Here is a 20,573-nt window from a genome sequence, read left to right as displayed (position 1 = left end):
GTCAGGGCGTTATTGCACTGGCCATATTTTGTGGCCACCGATCACAAATATCTGACTTTCTTCTTCTCGCGCCACCGGGTAACCGCCGGTAAAGGCGCTGAAGGCTGGCAGCACCCCAATACACAATACGGCGGGCGCAGGCTTTGCCGTCCTTTGCCATGCAAGCGATACACCGGATGCACATGTCCCGCCAACACATGATGGCTGGGGTGCGCGTCAGCTTCATGCTGCACGGCAAACGGCCCCATCAGCAGTGGTTCGCTGACCACCTCGATACCCAGGTCTCCTGGCGGATCGCCTGAACGTTCGGCATGACGTGCGCGCCATGCTCTCAAGGCGCTCAGCGTGCCGATGGCGTGGGAGCCTGGGTCGTGAAGGAAATCGCCCAGAAAGATCATCCGCGCGCTTGGGAATTCTGCCAACAATCGGTCCAGCCGCAGGAGGTTCTCGGTGGTTGTCCCCCGGGGCACCGGCTGGCCAAGGCTACGATAAGTCGAAGTCTTGCCAACATGTGCGTCGGCAATCAGGCAATGCCTGCAAGGTGGCCTGGCTGTCGGCGTCATCCACCGACTTGTCCTGGCGCCAGCGCAGCATTTTGGGAGAACGCACCGCAATCCCACTTTTGTGCCGTTTGGACAGTGCAATACCTTCAACCCCCAGCTCAAATACCAGGCTGGGCGTGACACTGTTGACCGGGCCGAACTTCTCCACTGTGGTCTTGCGGACGATGCCGTCGACCTTGCGTATCTACTCGTCGGTCAACCCCGAATATGCGTTGGCAAACGGTACCAGCGTGCGCTTGCTGCTACCGGGTGACGGCGAAGGTGTAATCGCTGTAGAGGCTGGCGCGTCGCCCATGGCCGCGCTGCGCATAGATCAGCACGGCATCGACACTGAAGGGTTCGACTTTCCATTTCCACACACACCCATGTCTTTGGTCCTGCCTACCCCATACAGGCGTTCCCGGGCCTTGAGCATCATGCTTTCCACGCCGATTTCGCCATTCATCACGGTACCATCGGGTAGGTCATGCGCTAGGTCGTGGAGCTCCGGGAAGCCTCACCCCGCGTCCAGATCCACAGCCGCCCCTCGCGCTTGACCAGTTGTGCGCGGATGCCATCCCACTTCCATTCCACTTGCCAGTCTTGCTGGGCGCCGAGCAGGTTGTCGAACTGGTCAGTCGGTTGCGCCAGGGAGTGGGCAAGAAAAAACGGATATGGCTGGCCACCGCGTGCTCCACCGAGCGCCAGGGGGCGATGTAGAAGTCTGCGGCGGGGCAGTACAGGCCTCCCGGTCGGGCAATAACAAGGTCCATGGGCGGGCCAGGGTGGTGGGCTTGTAGGTTATGAGGCGGGGCAGGCGTGAGAAATTCGATAAAACAGCGCGGTCTGATGCCGGCTGGCTTGGCGGTCATTGCTATGGATATCTACGGATTTGCGCGGGTGAACTTGTTGGCTGTGGAGGGTGGACGAATATCCAACCCCCACAGCCAATACCCTCTCGGTTACTTGCCAGGCACCAAGGTCAGCCGTGTCTTCCCATACACCTTTTCAAGGTTTTGCAGCTGCATCGGAAAGCTCAGGTATTGCGCCCTGAGCCATGGATCAATGCCATTGGCATAGTGCGGGCTGGCCGGGTTGCCGGATTGGCCGATGCCGTTCTGGCCCATCATCGGCTCGACCTGAGCAAAGTCGACGATCATTCGCAAGCCCGGTGCCTCGAGAGTGTCAAAGCCTTGGGCCGCATCGTACGACGAACTATTCAGCGTGGTGTGGTCGCCGCCTGCCGCGACAGGGCCACGCACGGTCTGGCCGCTGGTGTTTTTCCAGGTATAGCTATGGAGTTTGCCCCACTGCCAGGCTCTGTGATCCACGCCCAACTGGCTGTCGCCCGCAGTGATGGCGGCTGCCAGGCTGCGGGCGAGGATCGCCGGCTTGTCTTCTTTCTGCGGGGTGCGTAGATCATCCCAGAACGGGCTGTCTTCGCGTCCCAGCAAGTGGTCGGCCTGGGCCGAATACGAGAGTTTGGCGTTGCTGGCGAAGGCTTTCCAGGCAGCGCTGGTTTCGGGTCCCAGCTCGTCAAGGAAGATCTGCTGGGTGCTTTGTTGCAGGAACAGTTCGTAAATTGCCGCGTCGCCGGAGGTGGCCGCCAGGCGCCCATCAAACGCCATCAAGCGATTGAAAGCTTCCTGGGCCTTGGCGCGCTCAGCGGGAGGCAGGGCGTCGATCGCCTGCTTTAGCGGCTGGGCCATTCCGGGAGCGTTGAACATGGCCTTGAGTTTGGCGGCGAACAGGGTGCTCTGGTCGTATTGCATGGCAATCATGCTGCGACTGTCGTGCTTGCCGGCGCCCGCCAGTTGAGCCAGGCGCTCGCTGCGTTCCGGGGCATCCCAGGAGTTGGACAACTGCATGCCGTAGCCACGCGGTGCGGTGCGCTGGTTAGCCATGCCCAGCCAACCCTGGGGCGGGTCCTGGTCATACGGGTGGAGCATTGCATCGGCGTAGCCATCCCAGTCAAAGCGCCCATCCCAGCCTGGCGACGGCAGCAGGCCCTGGCCTTCGCGACGGTTGGGGAAGCGGCCGGTGACTTGCCAGCCAATGCTACTGGCGTCGGCGAAGATCATGTTCAGGGTGATGGCGCGGATTTCACGAGTGGCATCGGAGGCTTTGCTGGCGTTTTGTGCCCGGGACAGGTCGAACAGCGCGTCCAGGCTCTTGTCATCCTTGAGGTCTGCGGTTTGCAGGGCCAGGCCGTAGCCGCTGCCGAGAGACTGGGCGCTGTTGAGCAGGGCGCCATGCCGGGTTTCGTAGACTGTTTCGCGAATCGGTCGCTGACCTTTGGCGAAGAAGGTTTCGTTGCGCACCACGGCAGGCAACCATTTTCCATTGCTCTCGTAGTACAGCGCGCCGCCTTGGCGTCTGACTTTTTCCAGGAACAGGTCTTGGGTATCGCCCTTGGCTGCGCTCATGCTCCATGCGACTTTACCGTTGAAGCCCGCAAACAGCGTCGGCAGTCCTGCAATCGAGACGCCGGCGGCCTGGTACTTCGGTGCGCGAATCTGTACGTAGTTCCAGGGTGATGGTGTTTGCAGCCTGGATGACAGGTCATTGGCCAGCAGGCTCTTGCCGCTGCGACTGCGTTGCGGGGCAATGGCCCAGTTACTGGAAGTGGTCGAGCCCAGGCTATTAAAAGCGCGCAGTTGCTGGATGGCGGCGTCCAGCGCGGCGAGGCCGCTGATCTGGCTCAGGTTCACGCCCTTGAGATTGTCGGCCTCGCTCGATGCCAAGGGTTCATCCGGGGCTACAGGCGTCAGCCAGGCGAGTTTATCGGCCCCGACTGTTTGGGCGAGTACCAGCGATGACAACTCTTCCTGCAGGTTGGCCGACTCGCTGAAGTTCAGCAGGCAGAACAGAAGTGCCGAGTCTTCCGGTTTCCAGTACTCCGGTTTGTAACCAGTCTGGGCCAGGTCCGACGGCAGCTTGTCGCGGTAGCGGAACAGGTACGCATTGACCCCTCGGGCATACACCTCAAAGAAGCGCTTGAGGCGCGGTGAAGATGCGTTATATAGCTCGCCCGCGCTTTTTTTCAGATTGACGGCCCGCATCAAACGGTCGACATCCAGCGCGTCCGGCCCCGACATTTCTGCCAGGCGGCCCTGGGCCAGCAGCCGCAGGGTGACCATCTGGTTGATCCGGTCACTGGCATGGACGTAACCCAGGGAGAACAACGCGTCATGGAACGTATTGCTTTCGATCAGCGGCATGCCCTGGCTGTTACGTCGCACCGAAACGTTTTGTGCCAGCCCCTTGAGCGGCTGCACGCCGGAAAGAGGGGGAAGGGTGTCCTGGGTGTTCAGTGACTGGCAACCGGCCAGGCCCAGGGCGCTGACCACTGCCGCGACAACGCCGAACCGGGGAAGAAAATGTGAGAGGGCTGGCGAGGCCATGGCAAAGCTCCTGCGGGGGTTACGTCAGTAAAGGCGCTACGTTAGTGAGCGCGACGAAACGACGCAAGCGGGAGGCGCTGCTTATTTTGTGGTTTTGCTTGAGCAAATGTAGAAGCTGTCGGGCTTGCGTCGGCAGCTTCCGAATGAAAAGGCGTCACGGCTTCGGCGGATTTACCTTTGCCACCAGCTCATAAGCCCGCACTGTCGCCGGCCGGTCCTTGATATGGTTGAACCAGCGCAGCAGATTTGGAAAGTCTTCCAGTTTTTGGCTCTGCCACTTGTGGGATACGATCCAAGGGTAAATCGCCATGTCGGCGATGCTGTAGTCCTCGCCGCCGACAAATGTCCGGCCTGCCAGGCGCCGGTCGAGCACACCGTACAGACGGGCCGTTTCATCTACATAGCGTTTGATGGCGTAAGGGATTTTTTCCGGGGCGAACTGGCTGAAGTGATGATTTTGCCCGGCCATCGGACCAAGCCCACCCATTTGCCAGAACAGCCATTGCGAGACCTCCTGGCGTGCGCGTAGGTCTTTGGGCAGAAACTGGCCGGTTTTTTCCGCCAGGTACAGCAGGATCGCACCGGATTCGAACAGGGAAATCGGTGTGCCACCGTCGACCGGGTCCTGGTCGACAATCGCCGGAATGCGGTTGTTGGGCGATATTTTCAGGAAGTCGGGCTTGAACTGCTCGCCCTGGCCAATATTGATCGGATGCACCTTGTAGGGCAGGCCTGCTTCTTCGAGAAACAACGAAATCTTGTGGCCGTTGGGGGTGGTCCAGTAATACAAGTCGATCATGAAGCTCTCCTGTAGGGATAGCGCGTGAACAGACAAAAACAGCGCCGATGCGTGGGATCACCACACATCGGCGGGGTTCAGGGCATCAAGCCCCGTGGCACTTCTTGAACTTCTTGGCGCTGCCGCATGGGCAAGGATCGTTGCGGCCGACGTCCTTCAATGTATTACGCACGGGTTCCTGGTGCGCGTGGCCGCAATTGGGCCCGTGGACATGGCCATGGTCGTGATGATCGTGGTCATGGTTGCAGTCTGGACCATGGACATGGGGTTGCTGAGTCATCGATGTTGCTCCGGAATAAAATCGCCGGGGATTATCTCGCCACTGCGCATCACTTGCACGTCGTTACCGATGAATAAGCCGGTTTTGAGTTCGCCGTCGAGACGGTATGGAATGGGGCGCTCCGGGTTTTTCAGGAGTTCGGCGATTTGTCGCACTTGTGGCCACAGGTTGGTGCGCACCGATATTTTGAAAAAAGCCCGGCTGTGGGGTGGCACAGTCAGCCACTCGTTGGATTCACCTTCGGCCAGTTGCACGTCGGCCAGGCTGATCCTGTAGATCAGGCCGCGCACTGTCAGGTCCGAGTCGCTCTGGTTATCGACACGAAAGTGCAGCTTGAACTTCTGCTCCAGTAATTTGGCGCGGACCAGTTCCACTTTTACCAAGTGTATCTGGGGCGATGGGGCATCATCGGTGAACCAGGAGGTGCAGCCCGAAAGTCCGAGCATCAACGCCAGCAAAAGGCTGTGGGTTCGTAACCGGATAACCATGGCGTAGTCCCTGTAGGAGCGGTGCCATTACCGATAGCTGGAACAGCACTTCTTGAATTTCTGCCCGCTGCCGCACAGGCACGCGTCATTGCGTCCGATCTTCATCTCTACCGTAGGATCAATGAAGTACCAACGTCCATCGTTTTGTACGAAGGATGATTTTTCTTGGTGGCTATGTTCACCGTTGCTGTCGTGCCAGCGGGCGGTAAACGTGACGAAAGCATGCTCCGGCTGACCGCCGAACACTTCCGAACTTTCCACCTCCAGGCCCAGCCAAGTGCTTTGAGCGCTCCAGGCGCTGATGGCGTCGCGGTCCAGGTCTGCCTGTTGGGCCGGTAGCGTGGTGGCCACCAGGTAGTCCACCAGGCCCAATACATAGGCGCTGTAGCGGGAGCGCATCAACGCCGTGGCACAGGGGGCGGGGTGGCCAGCGTGGTAATGGCCGCAGCAGGCATCCAGAAGGTTGCTGCTGCCACAGGGGCAAATGGATGTACTCATCGGGTTACCACCAATACTTTCCGAAGTTTTGCGGGTTGGCCCAAAAGCGGGCGTTGAGCCAGTCCGGTACCTGTTTGTATTCAAGCAGATCATAGGTAAACAGCGTCAGTACCTGATTGTCGCGCTGAAAGCTTCCACTGGCTTGCAGTGCCAGGGAGAAAAAATCGGTTTCCTTCCAGCCGCAGGCCATCAGGTCCACCAACACCGCAATGCGGCTGGCATTCAGGTTGCGGACGCCACCCAGCAGCTCCAACCCTTCAGGTTTTGACAGGTGCTCCAGGCAATCCACCGCCACTGCCAGGTCAAAACGTTGTGCCGCCAGTTCCTTTGGCAAGGGACCCGGCCCGGCCATGGACACTACGGTGTCGGGGTGCGCATCGCGGAACGCATCAAGCGCTGGAAACTGACTGGCACCCAACAGCAACAGGCGTTTGGGGGCATGCAAGTCGAGCAAGGCCGCGAGGGCTTGCTGGGGCGTACGGGAAGAATTGCCGGCGATCATCGAAGTTCCTCACATCAGAGTCGTAGAGACTAGCCTGCTTGAGCGTGCGGGCCTAGAGCCGGTGGCTGCCTGGCCTTCGGTAAAAGCCGCCTGAGCCAATGAATACGGGGTTCGGCTTGCTGGCGCAGATCAAAAGAGCGGTCTTTACTCCACCCATCGGCTCCCGGCCGATCCTTTCAGGAGAAATCAGATGAGCATTATGCGGACAGCTCTACCTTTGGTTCTGCTAACCGGAGTATTGACAGGTTGCGCAGGCTTGCAAAAAACCGATTGGCCCACTTGCGCTGCCCTGGGCGGTGTAACCGGGGCCGCGCTTGGCGCGACCGAAAGCTCTGCGTGGGCTGGTGGTGGTGCCTTGTTGATCGGCGGCATGGCCGGCGCTTATTGCTGGGTTCATGGCGACGGTGACGAGGATGGCGATGGCGTCCCCGACAGTCGCGACAAGTGCCCTGGTACGCCTAAAGGTGTGCAGGTTGATGCAAGCGGCTGTCCTCCAACGCCTGAGGCGGTCGTTGTGGAGGAGGTCGTGGTAGTCAAGGAAGAGACCATCGTGATTCGTGACGTTCACTTCGAATTCGACTCGGCCAGACTGACTGCAGCCGATAAGGCCAAGCTTGATACCGTCGCCACCCGTCTGAAACAGGAAGCGCCGAGCGCCCAGCTAAGGGTCAGCGGTCATACCGACAGCGTCGGCAGAGACGGCTATAACCAGAAACTTTCGGAAAAACGCGCGTATTCGGTGACCGAATATCTGGTCGGTTCCGGAGTACCTCGCAGTAATTTTGTGGCGGTGACGGGAGCCGGCGAAACGCACCCTGTAGCCGACAATAAAACTGCCGACGGTCGTGCCTTGAACCGTCGTGTAGAAATCCAGATCAATCGCTGACCTGCCATGCCCCTGTGCGCGTCGCAGGGGCATTTCTGTCGGCAGCTTCTGACGATCCTCGTCGATCCGGTCGCCAAGTCGCTTTGTTATCAAGTTTTTTAAACCTTCACTGGCAAATCGCCTCTAGAACTCGTTACTGTGCGCCCAAAGAATAATGTGCAAGGGGAGCAGGCGGGATGAAGGTGCTTTTGGGGCTGGGGAAGGTTCTGACGTTGCTGTTCTGGGTGGTCGTGATCGTCAATCTGTTCAGGCCACTGATCAATCCGTTTCACCTGTTGGTCAATCTGGCCGGCAGTCTATTGCTACTGACCCACTTTCTGGAGTTGTGGTTATTCAACGCCAGTATCAAGCATCGTGCCCACCCTTGGCGGGACCGCCTGCAGATCCTGCTGGTGGGGATGTTCCATGTGCAGAGCCTTTCGGCGCCTGTCGTCGATGACGTGAACAAGGAAGTCAATCATGCGTAAGGTATTTCTGTTGGCCCTGCTGGCCAGCCCCCTTGCTCTGGCCGAGAGCGTCAGCGTCGAGACGAACTCGTTGATGCGCCTGCCCAACAGCAGCAGCGTGCTGCAACTGGAGCGCTTGGAAGTGGCGGATTACGGGACCTTGCTGATTCCGGCCAATATCACTCAGGTCAACGTTGCTCAACTGCACTTGGGCCGTGAAGCGCGGATTGCGATTGTGCCGAGTGTTTCGAGCCTTCAGCTGCAGGTCGGCCATGCGCAGTTGGAACAGGGTAGTCAAATCACCTCCCGTGGTGCGCCGGGGACGCATGAAAAGCCGGCCAGGCCGGGGCGTGACTTGAATCTGCGCATTGAGTCGTTGAACGCCGAACAATTGTCGGTAGATGCCCGTGGCGGTACCGGTGCCCAGGGTTATGCCGGATTGGATGGCGCCAATGGTGAGGATCCAGGCTGTACTTGGGGCTCGGCCGGGCGCGGAGCCAATGGCGACAACGGCGGTGACGGTCTGTCCGGGGCTGCGGGGGCGGCCGTGCGGATCGAGTTGCCCCGGGACTATCCGAGTGAGCAGATAAAGGTCCTGGTCGAGGGCGGCGCTGGTGGTTTGCCGGGGGTCGCGGGTAAGCCGGGCAAAGGTGGGCAGTCCAAGGGTTGCCTGGTATACCGCGCCGATGGAGGCGAAAAAGGCCGGCCTGGGATTGAGGGGCAGTCCGGGGCGGCAGGGGATGTGGGGTCTGTAACTGTTCAGCGGTTTTGAGTTGAGGTGGTTGGTTGGGGCCATGACCGCAGCAACGGATATGCCCCCGACCATCCCACCACGATTAAAACCCCGGTCGCGCCGAGGCCACAGCCACTACCACTAATCCAATCACCAAATTAACCCCCACCAACCTGCGAATCTGTCCTAGCACAGCGGCGCCCGCCGCCCAATCCTCAGCTTCTACCGCCGTGCGCAATTGCGGCAGATTCAACGCCTGAATCCGGATAAACAGCGCCGTCATCACCACAAACAATCCCATCATGATCTGCACATACCGCGGCGCGGTCTCAAAACCGCTGAAGCGCAGGTGCAACAGCCCGACACCGCTGATCGGCAAAACCAGCACTGCGACCCAGACCCACACGAAAAAACGTTGAAACACATTCACCCATAACCTGAGTCGGGCAGGTCCCTCAAGTGCAGCCACAGCGGCGGGACGCAGGATCATCCAGGCGAAAAACATACCGCCGACCCACACCAGGGCGGCTAATAAATGCAAGGTATAAGCAAGGCTAAAGACGGTCATCGAAGTACTCCGTTCTGCGCGGGATTAATTAGCGGGGTATGATAGCGACCGATCCGAACCACTGAAAATTTATCCAGCGTTTTTTGCGCCCGACTATCCATGATCAGCACTGAACTCAAAACCACGATCCAGGGCGCCTACTCGCGTTTTCTCGAAGCCAAGAGCTTGAAACCGCGGTACGGCCAGCGTCTGATGATCGCTGAAGTCGCCAAGGTCCTTGGGGATATCGACACCGACGACGAAGGTCGGCGCAGTGGCGACCCGGCCGTCGTGGCTGTGGAAGCCGGCACCGGTACCGGCAAGACCGTGGCCTACAGCCTGGCGGCGATCCCGACTGCAAAGGCCGCCGGCAAACGCCTGGTGATTGCTACCGCTACCGTCGCCCTGCAAGAGCAGATCGTCTACAAAGACCTGCCGGACCTGATGCGCAATAGCGGCCTGAGCTTCACCTTCGCCCTGGCCAAGGGCCGGGGGCGCTATATGTGCCTGTCCAAGCTCGACGTACTGTTGCAGGAAGGCCACGCGCAAACTGCCACTGCATCGCTGTTCGAAGAGGAAGGTTTCAAGATCGAGGTCGATGAGGCCAGTCAGAAGCTGTTTACCAGCATGATCGAGAAACTTGCCGGCAATAAATGGGACGGTGACCGCGACAGTTGGCCCAATGCCCTGGAAGACGCCGACTGGGCACGCCTGACCACCGATCACAGCCAATGCACCAATCGCCATTGCCCGAACTTCGGTCAATGTGCCTTCTACAAGGCTCGGGAAGGCATGGGCAAGGTCGACGTTATTGTCACCAACCACGACATGGTCCTGGCCGACCTGGCTCTGGGCGGCGGTGCCGTGCTGCCTGATCCGCGCGACACGCTGTACGTGTTTGACGAAGGTCATCACCTGCCAGACAAGGCCATCGGCCATTTTGCTCATTACACGCGCCTGCGCTCCACTGCTGACTGGCTGGAAACCACGGCCAAGAACCTCACCAAGCTGCTCGCTCAGCACCCGCTGCCGGGCGATCTGGGCAAGTTGATCGAACAGGTGCCGGAGCTTGCGCGGGAAATCAAGACACAGCAGCAGTTCATGTTCAGTGCCTGCGAGCAGGTGGCGGACTTCAGGCCCGGCGAAGATGTCGAAGGTCGCGAGCGCCCGCGCCACCGTTTTGTTGGCGGGATGATCCCCGAGCATATGCGCGAGATGGGCATTGAACTGAAGAAAGGCTTTTCGCGCCTGACCGACTTGTTCACCCGTCTCACCGATTTGCTCAAGGAAGGCATGGACGGCGAGGTCAATATCGGCATCGCGAGCAACCAGGCCGAAGAATGGTACCCGTTGTTTGGCAGCCTGCTGTCCCGTTCCCAGGGCAATTGGGAGTTGTGGACCGCCTTCACCGTTGAGGACCCGGAAGACAATCCGCCCATGGCCCGCTGGCTGACCCTGTCGGAAAGCGGTGCGCTGTTCGATATCGAGGTCAACGCCAGCCCGATCCTGGCTGCGGAAATGTTGCGGCGCAACCTGTGGAACGTGGCCTATGGCGCCCTGGTAACGTCGGCGACGCTGACGGCGCTGGGCACCTTCGACCGCTTCCGCATGCGTGCCGGCTTGCCGAAAGCAGCTGTCACCGCCGTGGTGCCGAGCCCATTCCATCACGCCGATGCCGGCGTACTGCGCGTGCCAGACCTCAAGGCAGATCCTCGCGATGCCGCGGCCCACACGGCGGCGATCATTCGTGATCTGCCGGAGCTGGTCGAAGGATCGAAGGGTACGCTGGTGCTGTTTTCCTCACGAAAGCAGATGCAGGACGTATTTGATGGCCTGGATCGCGATTGGCGCAAGCAGGTGTTTATCCAGGGCAACCTGTCAAAGCAGGAAACTCTCAACAAGCACAAGGCGCGTGTCGACGGTGGCGACTCCAGCGTGCTGTTCGGCCTGGCCAGCTTCGCCGAAGGAGTGGATTTACCTGGTGCCTACTGTGAACACGTGGTGATCGCCAAGATCCCGTTCTCGGTGCCGGACGATCCGGTGGAAGCCGCGTTGGCCGAATGGATCGAAGCCAGGGGCGGTAACCCTTTCATGGAAATCTCGGTGCCTGATGCTTCCTTGAAGCTGGTCCAGGCGTGCGGTCGCCTGCTGCGTACCGAACAGGATCGCGGGACCATCACCTTGCTTGATCGGCGCCTGGTCACCCAGCGCTATGGCAAGGCCATCCTCAATGCGTTACCGCCGTTCAGGCGTGAAATATCTTGAACCAAGATGGGCGAATTCGCCCATCTTGTGGTCTATCTCACCGTCACTGCTTTACTTCATCAGGCCATTCATCGGCCGTTTGGGAGAACCTTGCTCGTATGATTCGCACGCTGCCCGCCCTGTTTGCCTTGCTGTTCGCTGCGCCCTTGTGGGCTGCACCGACCGGTCAACAAACACTGTTCAACTTTGTCCGGCCCGCAGACGTGGTCAAGGTAGTGACCCAGGACGCCACTCTGCCGCAATACAATGCTGAACAAACCCCGGAAGGCGAAGTACTGCGCCGCATCACCTTTAATCCTACCCAGGAGCCGAGGCTGGTACTCAGTCCCCAGAGCGGCGCTTGGGACTGGTCGCAGTCAGGCGCCATGAGCTTGCGTATCCAAAGCGCAATGGACTGGGCGCTGACCCTGTATGTGAAAGTCCAGAGCAACGATGGCAAGACCCTGGTCAGCCGTGTCGACCTGCCGGCTGGCCCTGCGCAAACCTTGTTGATTCCACTGCAAGCCAACTCGCCGTCCAGCCAGGGCATGAAGGCAGGCCCGCCCATGCCGATCACCGTCGATGGCCAACGCGTATTACTGGCCAGCAGTACCTGCGAGATCGACCGTAGTCAGGTCGTATCGGTCACATTGTCAATGATCAAACCCGCAGCGCCCCAGAGCATCCTGTTGGAACGCTTTGGCGTGCAGGACAGCGAGCCGGTGTTCAAGGCAGCCTACAGCGAGTTGGTGGATGCCTACGGGCAATCCACCCGTGGGCGCTGGCCGGAAAAAGTCAGCAGTGACGAACAACTGAAGGCCGCAGCGGTCACGGAGCAGCAACAGCTCAAGGGTTGGCTGGGGGGGCGTGACAAGGCTTCCCTGGATAAATTCGGTGGCTGGACCAAAGGCCCTGCCTTCGAGGCCAGCGGTTTTTTTCGTACCGAGAAACGTGACGGACGTTGGTACCTGGTGACCCCGCTGGGGCATCCGTTCTACTCACTGGGCGTTAATGCTGTCACCGCAGATAACAGCCAGACTTACGTGGCGGGCCGTGAATGGATGTTCGGCGCACTGCCCAAGGCCGGTGAGCCCTTCGACAAATACTACGGCAGCGGCGACAACCGCAGCGGCAATGGTGCCGGTCAGGGGCGCAGTTTTGACGTCGGTCGCTGGTATGACTTCTATGGCGCCAACCTGCACCGCACTTACGGCCAGCCCTGCGCGGTCCCCGCTGACAAAGCCCCCGTCGCTCAGCTGCCGGCTGTTCAACAACCGCCTTGCACGCCTGAACGCTTCGACGCCCAGCGTTGGGTCAGTCACACGCTGGATCGCTTGCAGGCCTGGGGCTTCAACACGATCGGTAATTGGAGTGCTCCGCAGTTGGTCGCTGCGGATCGGCTGCCTTACACATTGCCGCTGTCAATTGTTGGTGATTACACCAGTATCAGTACGGGTATCGACTGGTGGGGCGGGATTCCCGATCCCTTTGATCCACGCTTTGCCATGGCCACTGAACGGGCCGTGGCGATTGCCGCCCGCGACCATCGTGACGATCCTTGGTTGATCGGTTTTTTTGCAGACAACGAATTGGCATGGGCCGGTCCTGGAAACGATGCGAAATCCCGCTATGCCTTGGCTTATGGCACGTTGCTCATGACTACCGATGTGCCGGCCAAGCGCGCGTTCCTCAAGCAACTGCGGGACAAATACCGTAATCAGGCAGGTTTGTCGAAAGCCTGGGGCATCGATATTCCGGCATGGGAACTGATGGAAGACCCAGGCTTTGTCCCGCCGATGCCCGATCCGCAGCACCCGCAAATCGAAGCGGACTTCAAGCACTTCCAGAAGACCTTCGCCGATATGTATTTCAAGACCATCTCCGATGCGCTGAAATGGCATGCGCCCAACCAGATGCTGCTGGGTGGGCGCTATGCCGTGAGCACCCCGGAGGCAGTGGCGTCGTGCGCCCAGTATTGCGATGTGCTGAGCTTTAACATGTACACCCTCAAGCCCCAGGACGGATACGACTTCGCGGCTTTGCGCGCCCTGGACAAGCCCGTCTTGATCACTGAGTTCAACTTCGGCTCGGTCGACCGTGGTCCGTTCTGGGGGGGCGTGACGCAACTGGCCAGGGAAGCAGACCGTGGCCCGGCGTATGCCACCTTCCTCAAGCAAGCGATGGCCGAACCTTCGATCGTCGGCGTGCACTGGTTTCAGTACCTCGACCAGCCGGTTACGGGTCGTTTGCTGGACGGTGAAAATGGTCACTTTGGCTTGGTTGGAATCACCGACGTGCCGTTCCATGGCTTCGTCGACAGTGTGCGCAAAAGCAACCTGGCGGCAATCCAGCAGGTGGGCAAGGAAGCCGAAAAAGCCAAGGTCACGAAGCATGAAGGGGAAGGCGCAAAACCGGGGCGCGACGGCAAGGCTGCGGGGCAGGGCACTGGGCATGCGGATGGCCATTCAGGCAGTGGACACTGATTTCGTCCTGTGTCGATTACGGCGGCAACGGGTTCCAAAAGTCTGTAATGACTGGAACAATGTGCGCCACTTTATGTAAGGCTTTTCCGAGGGGGTGCAGGTGCAGATTCAGGGTCATTACGAGCTTCAGTTCGAAGTGGTGCGTGAAGCCTTTGCCGCGCTGTTTGACGACCCTCAGGAGCGCGGCGCAGCGCTGTGTATCCAGATAGGTGGTGAAACCGTTGTCGATCTGTGGGCCGGTACCGCCGATAAGGATGGTGCCGAAGCCTGGCACAGCGACACTATCGTCAACCTGTTCTCCTGCACCAAGACGTTTACTGCGGTGACTGCCCTGCAACTGGTGGCGGAAGGCAAGCTGCAATTGGATGCACCCGTGGCCAACTATTGGCCGCAGTTCGCGGCGGCGGGCAAAGAGACCATTACCTTGCGCCAACTGCTTTGCCATAAGGCAGGGTTGCCGGCGCTACGCGAGACGTTGCCCGCCGAAGCCCTGTATGACTGGCAGGTAATGGTCGACGCCCTGGCCGCCGAAGCGCCATGGTGGACACCCGGTGAAGGTCATGGGTATGCCGCCATCACCTACGGCTGGCTGGTGGGCGAACTGTTGCGCCGTGCCGATGGCCGTGGGCCGGGAGAGTCGATTGTCGCCAGGGTTGCACGCCCGTTGGGCCTGGACTTTCACGTTGGGCTGGCGGACGAGGAGTTTTATCGGGTCGCGCATATTGCCAGGGGTAAAGGCAATATGGGCGATGAAGCAGCACAACGTTTGTTGCAGGTTACAATGCGCGAACCTACGGCAATGACAACCCGCGCATTTACTAATCCTCCTTCCATCCTGACCAGCACTAACAAACCCGAATGGCGGCGCATGCAGCAACCTGCGGCTAATGGCCACGGTAATGCCCGCAGTTTGGCCGGGTTTTACAGTGGTTTGTTGGACGGAAGTTTGTTGGAAGCCGATATGCTGGAACAACTGACTCGCGAGCACAGTATCGGGCCGGATAAGACTTTATTGACGCAAACCCGCTTCGGGCTCGGCTGCATGTTGGATCAGCCGCAGGTCGCCAACGCGACGTTCGGCCTTGGTCCACGTGCATTTGGGCATCCAGGAGCAGGTGGTTCGGTAGGTTTTGCCGATCCGGAACATGATGTAGCGTTTGGTTTTGTGACTAATACACTGGGCCCTTACGTACTTATGGACCCGCGAGCGCAGAAGTTGGTCGGAATATTAGCCGGTTGTCTGTAAATAGCTTGCTGCTTGGTGTTTTTTTGTTAAAAAGACGCTACAAAAGACGCTCGGTAGAATGTTGTAACTTTAATTATTTTGAAGCGTCTGTTAAATCGGTCATCTAGACCCCTGAAATTTTTCTCATTTTGTGGATATCTCATGTTATCGAACAAGTCCTTGGCACTGGCGCTCTGCCTCACTATTACTGGCTGTGCACAAACTCCACAGAATGATGCTGCAGGTGGCCCTTGGTGGTCATTCGGCAGCGACAAGACGACTACCCAAGACACGCCCACCCAGGCCGATGCCAAGGCTGACTTGAAGGCTGATCTCAAGGCCGCGACGCCTGCACCTTCTGCCGAGCCTGTAGTCGCCAAGGCGGATACCGACGCCAAGTGGTGGTGGCCGTTCCAGGCGGATGCCAAGGCCGCCGACGCCAAGGCTGATCTGAAGGCAGACCTCAAGGCCGCGACGCCTGCACCGTCCGTCGAGCCGGTAGTGGCCAAGTCCGATACCGATGCCAAGTGGTGGTGGCCGTTCGAAACCAAGCCAAAGTCCCTGAGCAAAGTCGACGTGTCCAACGTGCCGATGCCCGACCCGAAGGTCACCCAGGCTTGGCTTGATGACTACGAACCGCGCCTGCGCGCTGCCATCAAGGGCACCAAGCTGGAACTGGAGCGTCGCGATAGCGTGCTGGTGGTGATCGCGCCAGTCGATGGTTCCTACAACCCGAAACGCCCGGGGATGTTGCTGCCAGTAACGCTCGGCCCGTTCACTCGTGTTGCCAAGGCGGTTGAAAGCGATCCGAAGACCGCTGTATTGGTCCTGGGTCACGTCGATACCGCAGGCTCCACCGTCCAGAACCAGGCACTGACCAGGGAGCGTGCTCAGTCCATCGCTTCGATTTTCAGCCTCAGCGGCTTGAAACAGGATCGTCTGATGTTGCGCGGTATGGGCGACCTGATGCCTCGTGCAGCCAACGACAGTACCCAGGGCCGTGCCTTGAACCGTCGCATGGAGATCATGTTCACCCAGCGCTCCGCCATGTTGGCGCTGCTCAGCAAATACAACTCGCCAACCCCGCCGAAGGCTGAGCTGATCGCCGTACAGGACATACCTGCTCCGGCTCCCGCAGCTAAAAAAGCGGTCGCGACTAAGGGTAAAAAGGCGCCGGCCAAGAAAGCCGCAGCCAAGCCAACGGCTAAAAAAGCTGCTGCCAAGCCGGCTGCAAAAAAGTCGACGGCCAAGGCTGCTGTGCCAGCGAAAAAAACAGCGTCGAACACCCAGGCAAAAAACTGAGTCGTTGAGCAAGAAGGATAAAGCCGCATGACCCAGGCATTGGCCGATATGCGTCGTGACTACACACGGGACGGTTTAAGCGAGGCCCAGGCCCCGGATGAGCCGTTTGCCTTGTTTCACCAGTGGTTTGGTGACGCGGTGAAGACCGAACAACCTCCGGTGGAGGCCAACGCCATGACCTTGGCGACCGTAGATCAGGAGGGGCGGCCGCACTGCCGTATCCTGCTGCTCAAGGGGCTGGATGCGCAGGGCTTTACCTTCTTCACCAATTATCAGAGCGCCAAGGGTGAGCAACTGGCGGCACGCCCTTTTGCCGCCATGACCTTCTTTTGGCCGACCCTGGAACGTCAGGTGCGGGTTGAAGGTCGTGTGGTCAAGGTCACGCCCCAGGAATCGGATGCTTACTATCAGGTCCGTCCGCTGGGCAGTCGTCTCGGTGCCTGGGCTTCTCCGCAAAGCCGGGTGATCCGCGATCGTGAAGAGCTGCAAGCGTTGCTCCGGGAGACTGAGCAACGCTTTTGCGATACCCAGCCCGACTGCCCTGAACATTGGGGTGGTTATCGCCTGTTGCCGGAGCGTATCGAATTCTGGCAGGGGCGGGCGAGCCGCCTGCATGATCGCCTGAACTATCGCCTGCAAGGTAGCGCCTGGACCCGCGAGCGACTGGCGCCTTGAGGCGTATCTCATCTCCTGTCTGAACCCCGGGCCTCTTTAGTCAGAGACTTGCGGCGAATATCGCTGCGCTGCGTCCTGCAGCCATTGCGGCAAGTCCCGGCGCTTGACCTTCTCGGCCCGAGCGCGGTCCAGTTGCTGCAACATGAAAAGTCGCTTTTGCTGATCGCTCCCGGCGTGGGATAACGCCAGGTCGCGGTCGATCCAGCGCTTGATGCGTACATACAGCCACCAATGGAAATACAGGCCGGCTGCGGTAGTCGCTACAATAATGAAGTAGTCCATGAAGCTCCTTGTGATGATGTGGGTTCTACCGGTCATCGAGTTTTGCCGTACGGCCCAACTGTACTGGGGCTGAATAAAAGCAATTTTCTCCGGGCCGCGCCGTGACAGGCGTCAAGCAGCGGAGTTTAATGAATACCTGTCCTTTGGAGTTGATGCTATGCGTAAGTCTGTTCTGCTGGTTGCTTGCTTTACCACCATGTCGTTGCTGCTGGGTGGCTGCGCCTCCAGCCTGACCGGCGACTCTTACTCCCGTGACGAAGCGCGCCGCGTACAGTCGGTTCGCATGGGCACCATCGAATCCTTGCGCCCGGTGAAAATCGAAGGCACCAAGACCCCGATTGGCGGAGCTGCTGGTGCGGTCATCGGCGGCGTAGGCGGCAGTGCCATCGGTGGCGGTCGTGGCAGTATCGTGACCGCGGTTATTGGCGCTGTTGCCGGCGGCTTGCTGGGTTCGGCCACCGAAGAGGGCCTGACCCGTACACAAGGCGTTGAAATTACCGTTCGTGAAGACGACGGCAGCATGCGCGCCTATGTCCAGGCGGTTCAGGAAAACGAGATTTTCCGCATTGGCGACCGTGTGCGCATCATGACGGTTGATGGTACCAGCCGCGTAACGCGTTAAGCGTTAGCGGCGCGGCGAAAGAAAAACCCCGACCAGGTGACTGGTCGGGGTTTTTTATTGGGGGAAAATCCTGCCGCCTTCGAGGCACGTCAAGCGCTGACCACCGCCTGTTTGCGGCTGGCCATTGCCGTCACTGCGTAACCGATCAATGCCGCGAGGATCGAGCCGGTGAGAATGCCCATCCGGTCCATGCCAGCGTATTCACTGCTGCCCGGAATGAATGCGAGCGAGCCGACAAACAGGCTCATGGTGAAGCCGATCCCGCAGAGGATCGCGACGCCCATCACCTGACCCCAGTTGGCGCCCGTCGGCAGTGTTGCGAGACCGGCTTTCACCGCGAGCCAGGTCAGGCCAAAGACACCGACGGTCTTGCCCAATAGCAGGCCTGCCGCAATGCCCATCGGCACGTGATGCGTGAAACTCTCCAGGTTGACCCCAGCCAGCGACACCCCAGCGTTGGCAAACGCGAAGAGCGGCAGGATGCCATAAGCTACCCATGGATGCAGAGCGTGCTCCAGGCTCAGCAGTGGCGAGGGCTCGGCATTCCTGGTACGCAACGGGATGCAAAACGCCAGAGTCACCCCGGCCAGGGTGGCGTGGACACCGCTCTTGAGTACGCAGACCCACAGAATCAGGCCGACGATCATGTAAGGCCCGAGCTTCACCACGCCCAGGCGGTTCATGGCTATCAAGGCAATCAGGCACGCGCCTGCCCCCGCCAGCGAAGCGGTGGACAAGTCACTGGAATAAAAAATCGCGATGACAATGATCGCTCCGAGGTCATCAATGATGGCCAGCGTCATCAGAAACAATTTCAGCGATACCGGTACACGTTTGCCCAGCAGGGCGAGGACGCCAAGGGCAAAGGCAATATCGGTAGCCATGGGAATAGCCCAACCTGCCAGTGCCGACGGGTTGTCTTTGTTCAGGAACCAATAGATCAGTGCCGGGACCACCATGCCGCCGATAGCTGCCGCTCCCGGCAGCACGACCTGGGACGCCTTGGACAGATGACCGTCAAGTAGTTCGCGCTTGACTTCCAGGCCGATTAACAGGAAGAACAGTGCCATCAGGCCGTCGTTGATCCATAACAGCGACGGCTTGGCGATTTGCAATGCGCCGATCTGCACCGCCACGGGCACTTCAAGAAAGCCGCTGTAGAGATAAGACAGCGGCGAATTGTTGATGATCAAGGCTAGGGCGGCGGCCGCGATCAGTAACAGACCGCTAGCCGCTTCCAGCTGGAAAAACCGGGTAACCGTGCTTCGTAGAGGCAAGAGATGCTCTCCAATTATTGTTCAAGAGACGGCTACCCTAACCGGAACTGTTAGTTGTTAAAACAAAAGTTATATTCTTTTTTGTTATATGAAGTCGCGTATTGGAGGCTGTGCATAACCGGGAAATTGTGTCGCTTATTTCGTCAGGACTGTATCTGTGGAACCTCGGGAAATTGCCCTAAGATCAAGTCTGAAAACCTGAGGAAACTTTGATCATGACCGACAACCGTCCGTGGGCCCGAGAGGCCATCCGTATTATTGAGGCGGACTTCCAGCGCAGCGCCGACACCCATCTGATTCCCTTGCCGTTGCCAGGCTTGCCGGGGATCGAGTTGTACTTCAAGGATGAGTCCAGCCACCCCACTGGCAGCTTGAAACACCGACTGGCCCGATCATTGTTTCTGTACGCCTTGTGTAACGGCTGGCTAAAGGCTGGAGCACCGGTCATCGAGGCTTCCAGTGGTTCAACTGCCATCTCCGAGGCCTACTTTGCACGCTTGCTGGGGTTGCCGTTTATTGCCGTGATGCCAGCCACGACGTCCCAGGAAAAAATTGCCCAGATCGCCTTTTATGGCGGCAAGAGCCATCTGGTCCAGGACCCGACGCAGATCTACGCCGAGTCCGAGCGTCTGGCCAGGGAAAGTGGCGGTCACTTCATGGATCAATTCACCTACGCCGAGCGCGCCACCGACTGGCGAGCAAACAACAACATCGCCGAATCGATTTTCCAGCAGTTGCGTTTTGAGCGATACCCGGAGCCCAGTTGGCTGATCTCCAGTCCTGGCACAGGCGGCACCACTGCCACTTTGGGGCGCTATGTGCGGTATCGCCAGCATTGCACTCAAGTGTTATGTGCCGATGCCGAGCGTTCGGTATTTTTTGAGTATTACCAGAGCGGTGATGCGAGCTTGCGTCTGGATTGCGGCTCGCGGATTGAAGGCATTGGGCGGCCACGGGTGGAAGCATCGTTCCTGCCCAAGGTAATTGATGCGATGGTCAAGGTGCCGGATGCCTTGTCGCTGGCGGCTATGCATTACCTGGCGCAGCGTCTGGGGCGGCGGGTGGGTGGATCCAGTGGCACCAACCTGATTGGTGCCTTGATCGCGGCTCAGCAGATGAAAACCGCAGGTGAGTCGGGCTCCATCGTGGCGATTTTGTGCGACGGCGGCGAGCGCTATGCCACGACTTACTACGACCCGGCGTGGTTGGCTGGGCAAGGCTATGAACTGGAAGGGCTGGTGGCGGCTGTTGCCGCTTGCGTCGAACGTGGTCAGCCGCTGCCGGACACTGTATTGCGTGCCAACATCTGACACAGGCTACAAAACCAATGTGGGAGCC

General features: G+C 59.3%; 19 protein-coding genes and 2 pseudogenes. 10 read left to right on the top strand and 11 right to left on the bottom strand.

What is annotated here, in order from left to right:
• Positions 1–9 precede the first annotated feature (9 nt).
• The 8 genes and pseudogenes from OQ460_RS18475 to OQ460_RS18440 form a co-directional block, all read right to left on the bottom strand.
• Positions 10–563, bottom strand: a pseudogene (locus tag OQ460_RS18475) (DEAD/DEAH box helicase).
• A pseudogene (locus OQ460_RS18470) lies at positions 484–1,232 on the bottom strand (hypothetical protein); the annotation flags it as partial. The pseudogenes OQ460_RS18475 and OQ460_RS18470, both read right to left, overlap by 80 nt.
• A gap of 272 nt (positions 1,233–1,504) precedes the next feature.
• Positions 1,505–3,946 (bottom strand): penicillin acylase family protein, encoded by a 2,442-nt coding sequence (locus OQ460_RS18465; protein ID WP_410018825.1) that lies wholly within the window; start codon positions 3,944–3,946, stop codon positions 1,505–1,507.
• 154 nt (positions 3,947–4,100) lie between these two features.
• A complete protein-coding gene (locus OQ460_RS18460) occupies positions 4,101–4,745 on the bottom strand; it encodes a glutathione S-transferase N-terminal domain-containing protein (RefSeq protein WP_410018824.1) in 645 nt (214 codons plus the stop codon).
• An 85-nt stretch (positions 4,746–4,830) separates the two neighbouring features.
• Positions 4,831–5,025 (bottom strand): SEC-C metal-binding domain-containing protein, encoded by a 195-nt coding sequence (locus tag OQ460_RS18455; RefSeq protein ID WP_410018823.1) that lies wholly within the window; start codon positions 5,023–5,025, stop codon positions 4,831–4,833.
• Positions 5,022–5,513: an LEA type 2 family protein gene (locus tag OQ460_RS18450; protein WP_410018822.1), complete on the bottom strand. Its 492-nt coding sequence runs from the start codon at positions 5,511–5,513 to the stop codon at positions 5,022–5,024. The genes OQ460_RS18455 and OQ460_RS18450 overlap by 4 nt, the downstream gene beginning before the upstream one ends.
• Before the next feature lie 27 nt (positions 5,514–5,540).
• Positions 5,541–6,011, bottom strand: coding sequence for a YchJ family protein (locus OQ460_RS18445; protein ID WP_410018821.1), 471 nt, complete (start codon positions 6,009–6,011; stop codon positions 5,541–5,543).
• Between the two features lie 4 nt (positions 6,012–6,015).
• A complete protein-coding gene (locus OQ460_RS18440; RefSeq protein WP_410018820.1) occupies positions 6,016–6,513 on the bottom strand; it encodes a DUF6231 family protein in 498 nt (165 codons plus the stop codon).
• A 190-nt stretch (positions 6,514–6,703) separates the two neighbouring features.
• On the opposite strand from OQ460_RS18440, the gene OQ460_RS18435 reads away from it, so the two are divergent.
• The 3 genes from OQ460_RS18435 (at position 6,704) to OQ460_RS18425 (ending at position 8,617) form a co-directional block, all read left to right on the top strand.
• Positions 6,704–7,399, top strand: coding sequence for an OmpA family protein (locus OQ460_RS18435; protein ID WP_410018819.1), 696 nt, complete (start codon positions 6,704–6,706; stop codon positions 7,397–7,399).
• A 176-nt stretch (positions 7,400–7,575) separates the two neighbouring features.
• On the top strand, positions 7,576–7,866 hold the full coding sequence (locus tag OQ460_RS18430; RefSeq protein ID WP_410018818.1) for a DUF1145 domain-containing protein: 291 nt from the start codon (positions 7,576–7,578) through the stop codon (positions 7,864–7,866).
• Complete coding sequence (locus tag OQ460_RS18425) at positions 7,859–8,617, top strand: collagen-like protein (protein WP_410018817.1); 759 nt, start codon at positions 7,859–7,861, stop codon at positions 8,615–8,617. Before OQ460_RS18430 ends, OQ460_RS18425 begins: the two co-directional genes overlap by 8 nt.
• Before the next feature lie 64 nt (positions 8,618–8,681).
• Here the strand turns inward: OQ460_RS18425 and OQ460_RS18420 are convergent, their stop codons facing one another.
• Positions 8,682–9,146: a CopD family protein gene (locus OQ460_RS18420; RefSeq protein ID WP_410018816.1), complete on the bottom strand. Its 465-nt coding sequence runs from the start codon at positions 9,144–9,146 to the stop codon at positions 8,682–8,684.
• Between the two features lie 99 nt (positions 9,147–9,245).
• Here OQ460_RS18420 and dinG point away from each other — a divergent pair, with 99 nt between their 5' ends.
• The 5 genes from dinG (at position 9,246) to pdxH (ending at position 17,054) form a co-directional block, all read left to right on the top strand.
• Positions 9,246–11,390, top strand: a complete 2,145-nt coding sequence (gene dinG, locus OQ460_RS18415; RefSeq protein ID WP_410018815.1) for an ATP-dependent DNA helicase DinG — start codon at positions 9,246–9,248, stop codon at positions 11,388–11,390.
• A gap of 98 nt (positions 11,391–11,488) precedes the next feature.
• Complete coding sequence (locus OQ460_RS18410) at positions 11,489–13,852, top strand: beta-galactosidase (RefSeq protein WP_410018814.1); 2,364 nt, start codon at positions 11,489–11,491, stop codon at positions 13,850–13,852.
• 100 nt (positions 13,853–13,952) lie between these two features.
• Positions 13,953–15,098: a serine hydrolase domain-containing protein gene (locus OQ460_RS18405; RefSeq protein ID WP_410018813.1), complete on the top strand. Its 1,146-nt coding sequence runs from the start codon at positions 13,953–13,955 to the stop codon at positions 15,096–15,098.
• A 141-nt stretch (positions 15,099–15,239) separates the two neighbouring features.
• The gene (locus OQ460_RS18400) at positions 15,240–16,379 is read left to right on the top strand and encodes an OmpA family protein (protein WP_410018812.1); all 1,140 of its coding nucleotides are present in this window, start codon (positions 15,240–15,242) and stop codon (positions 16,377–16,379) included.
• Between the two features lie 27 nt (positions 16,380–16,406).
• Positions 16,407–17,054, top strand: a complete 648-nt coding sequence (gene pdxH, locus OQ460_RS18395; RefSeq protein ID WP_410018811.1) for a pyridoxamine 5'-phosphate oxidase — start codon at positions 16,407–16,409, stop codon at positions 17,052–17,054.
• 36 nt (positions 17,055–17,090) lie between these two features.
• Here the strand turns inward: pdxH and OQ460_RS18390 are convergent, their stop codons facing one another.
• Positions 17,091–17,336 carry a hypothetical protein gene (locus tag OQ460_RS18390; protein ID WP_410018810.1) on the bottom strand — a complete coding sequence of 82 codons (246 nt, stop codon included), beginning with the start codon at positions 17,334–17,336 and terminating at the stop codon, positions 17,091–17,093.
• Between the two features lie 157 nt (positions 17,337–17,493).
• On the opposite strand from OQ460_RS18390, the gene OQ460_RS18385 reads away from it, so the two are divergent.
• Complete coding sequence (locus tag OQ460_RS18385; protein WP_029297142.1) at positions 17,494–17,958, top strand: glycine zipper 2TM domain-containing protein; 465 nt, start codon at positions 17,494–17,496, stop codon at positions 17,956–17,958.
• Between the two features lie 89 nt (positions 17,959–18,047).
• Here the strand turns inward: OQ460_RS18385 and nhaA are convergent, their stop codons facing one another.
• Positions 18,048–19,235, bottom strand: coding sequence for a Na+/H+ antiporter NhaA (nhaA, locus tag OQ460_RS18380; protein WP_410018809.1), 1,188 nt, complete (start codon positions 19,233–19,235; stop codon positions 18,048–18,050).
• A 215-nt stretch (positions 19,236–19,450) separates the two neighbouring features.
• Between nhaA and OQ460_RS18375 the strand changes: the two genes are divergently transcribed.
• A complete protein-coding gene (locus tag OQ460_RS18375) occupies positions 19,451–20,545 on the top strand; it encodes a PLP-dependent cysteine synthase family protein (protein ID WP_410018808.1) in 1,095 nt (364 codons plus the stop codon).
• Positions 20,546–20,573 lie beyond the last annotated feature (28 nt).

Source organism: Pseudomonas imrae (assembly GCF_046352735.2).
Taxonomy (GTDB): domain Bacteria; phylum Pseudomonadota; class Gammaproteobacteria; order Pseudomonadales; family Pseudomonadaceae; genus Aquipseudomonas; species Aquipseudomonas imrae.
Note: the sequence above shows the minus strand (reverse complement) of the source record. Positions and strands in the feature narration are given on the sequence as shown.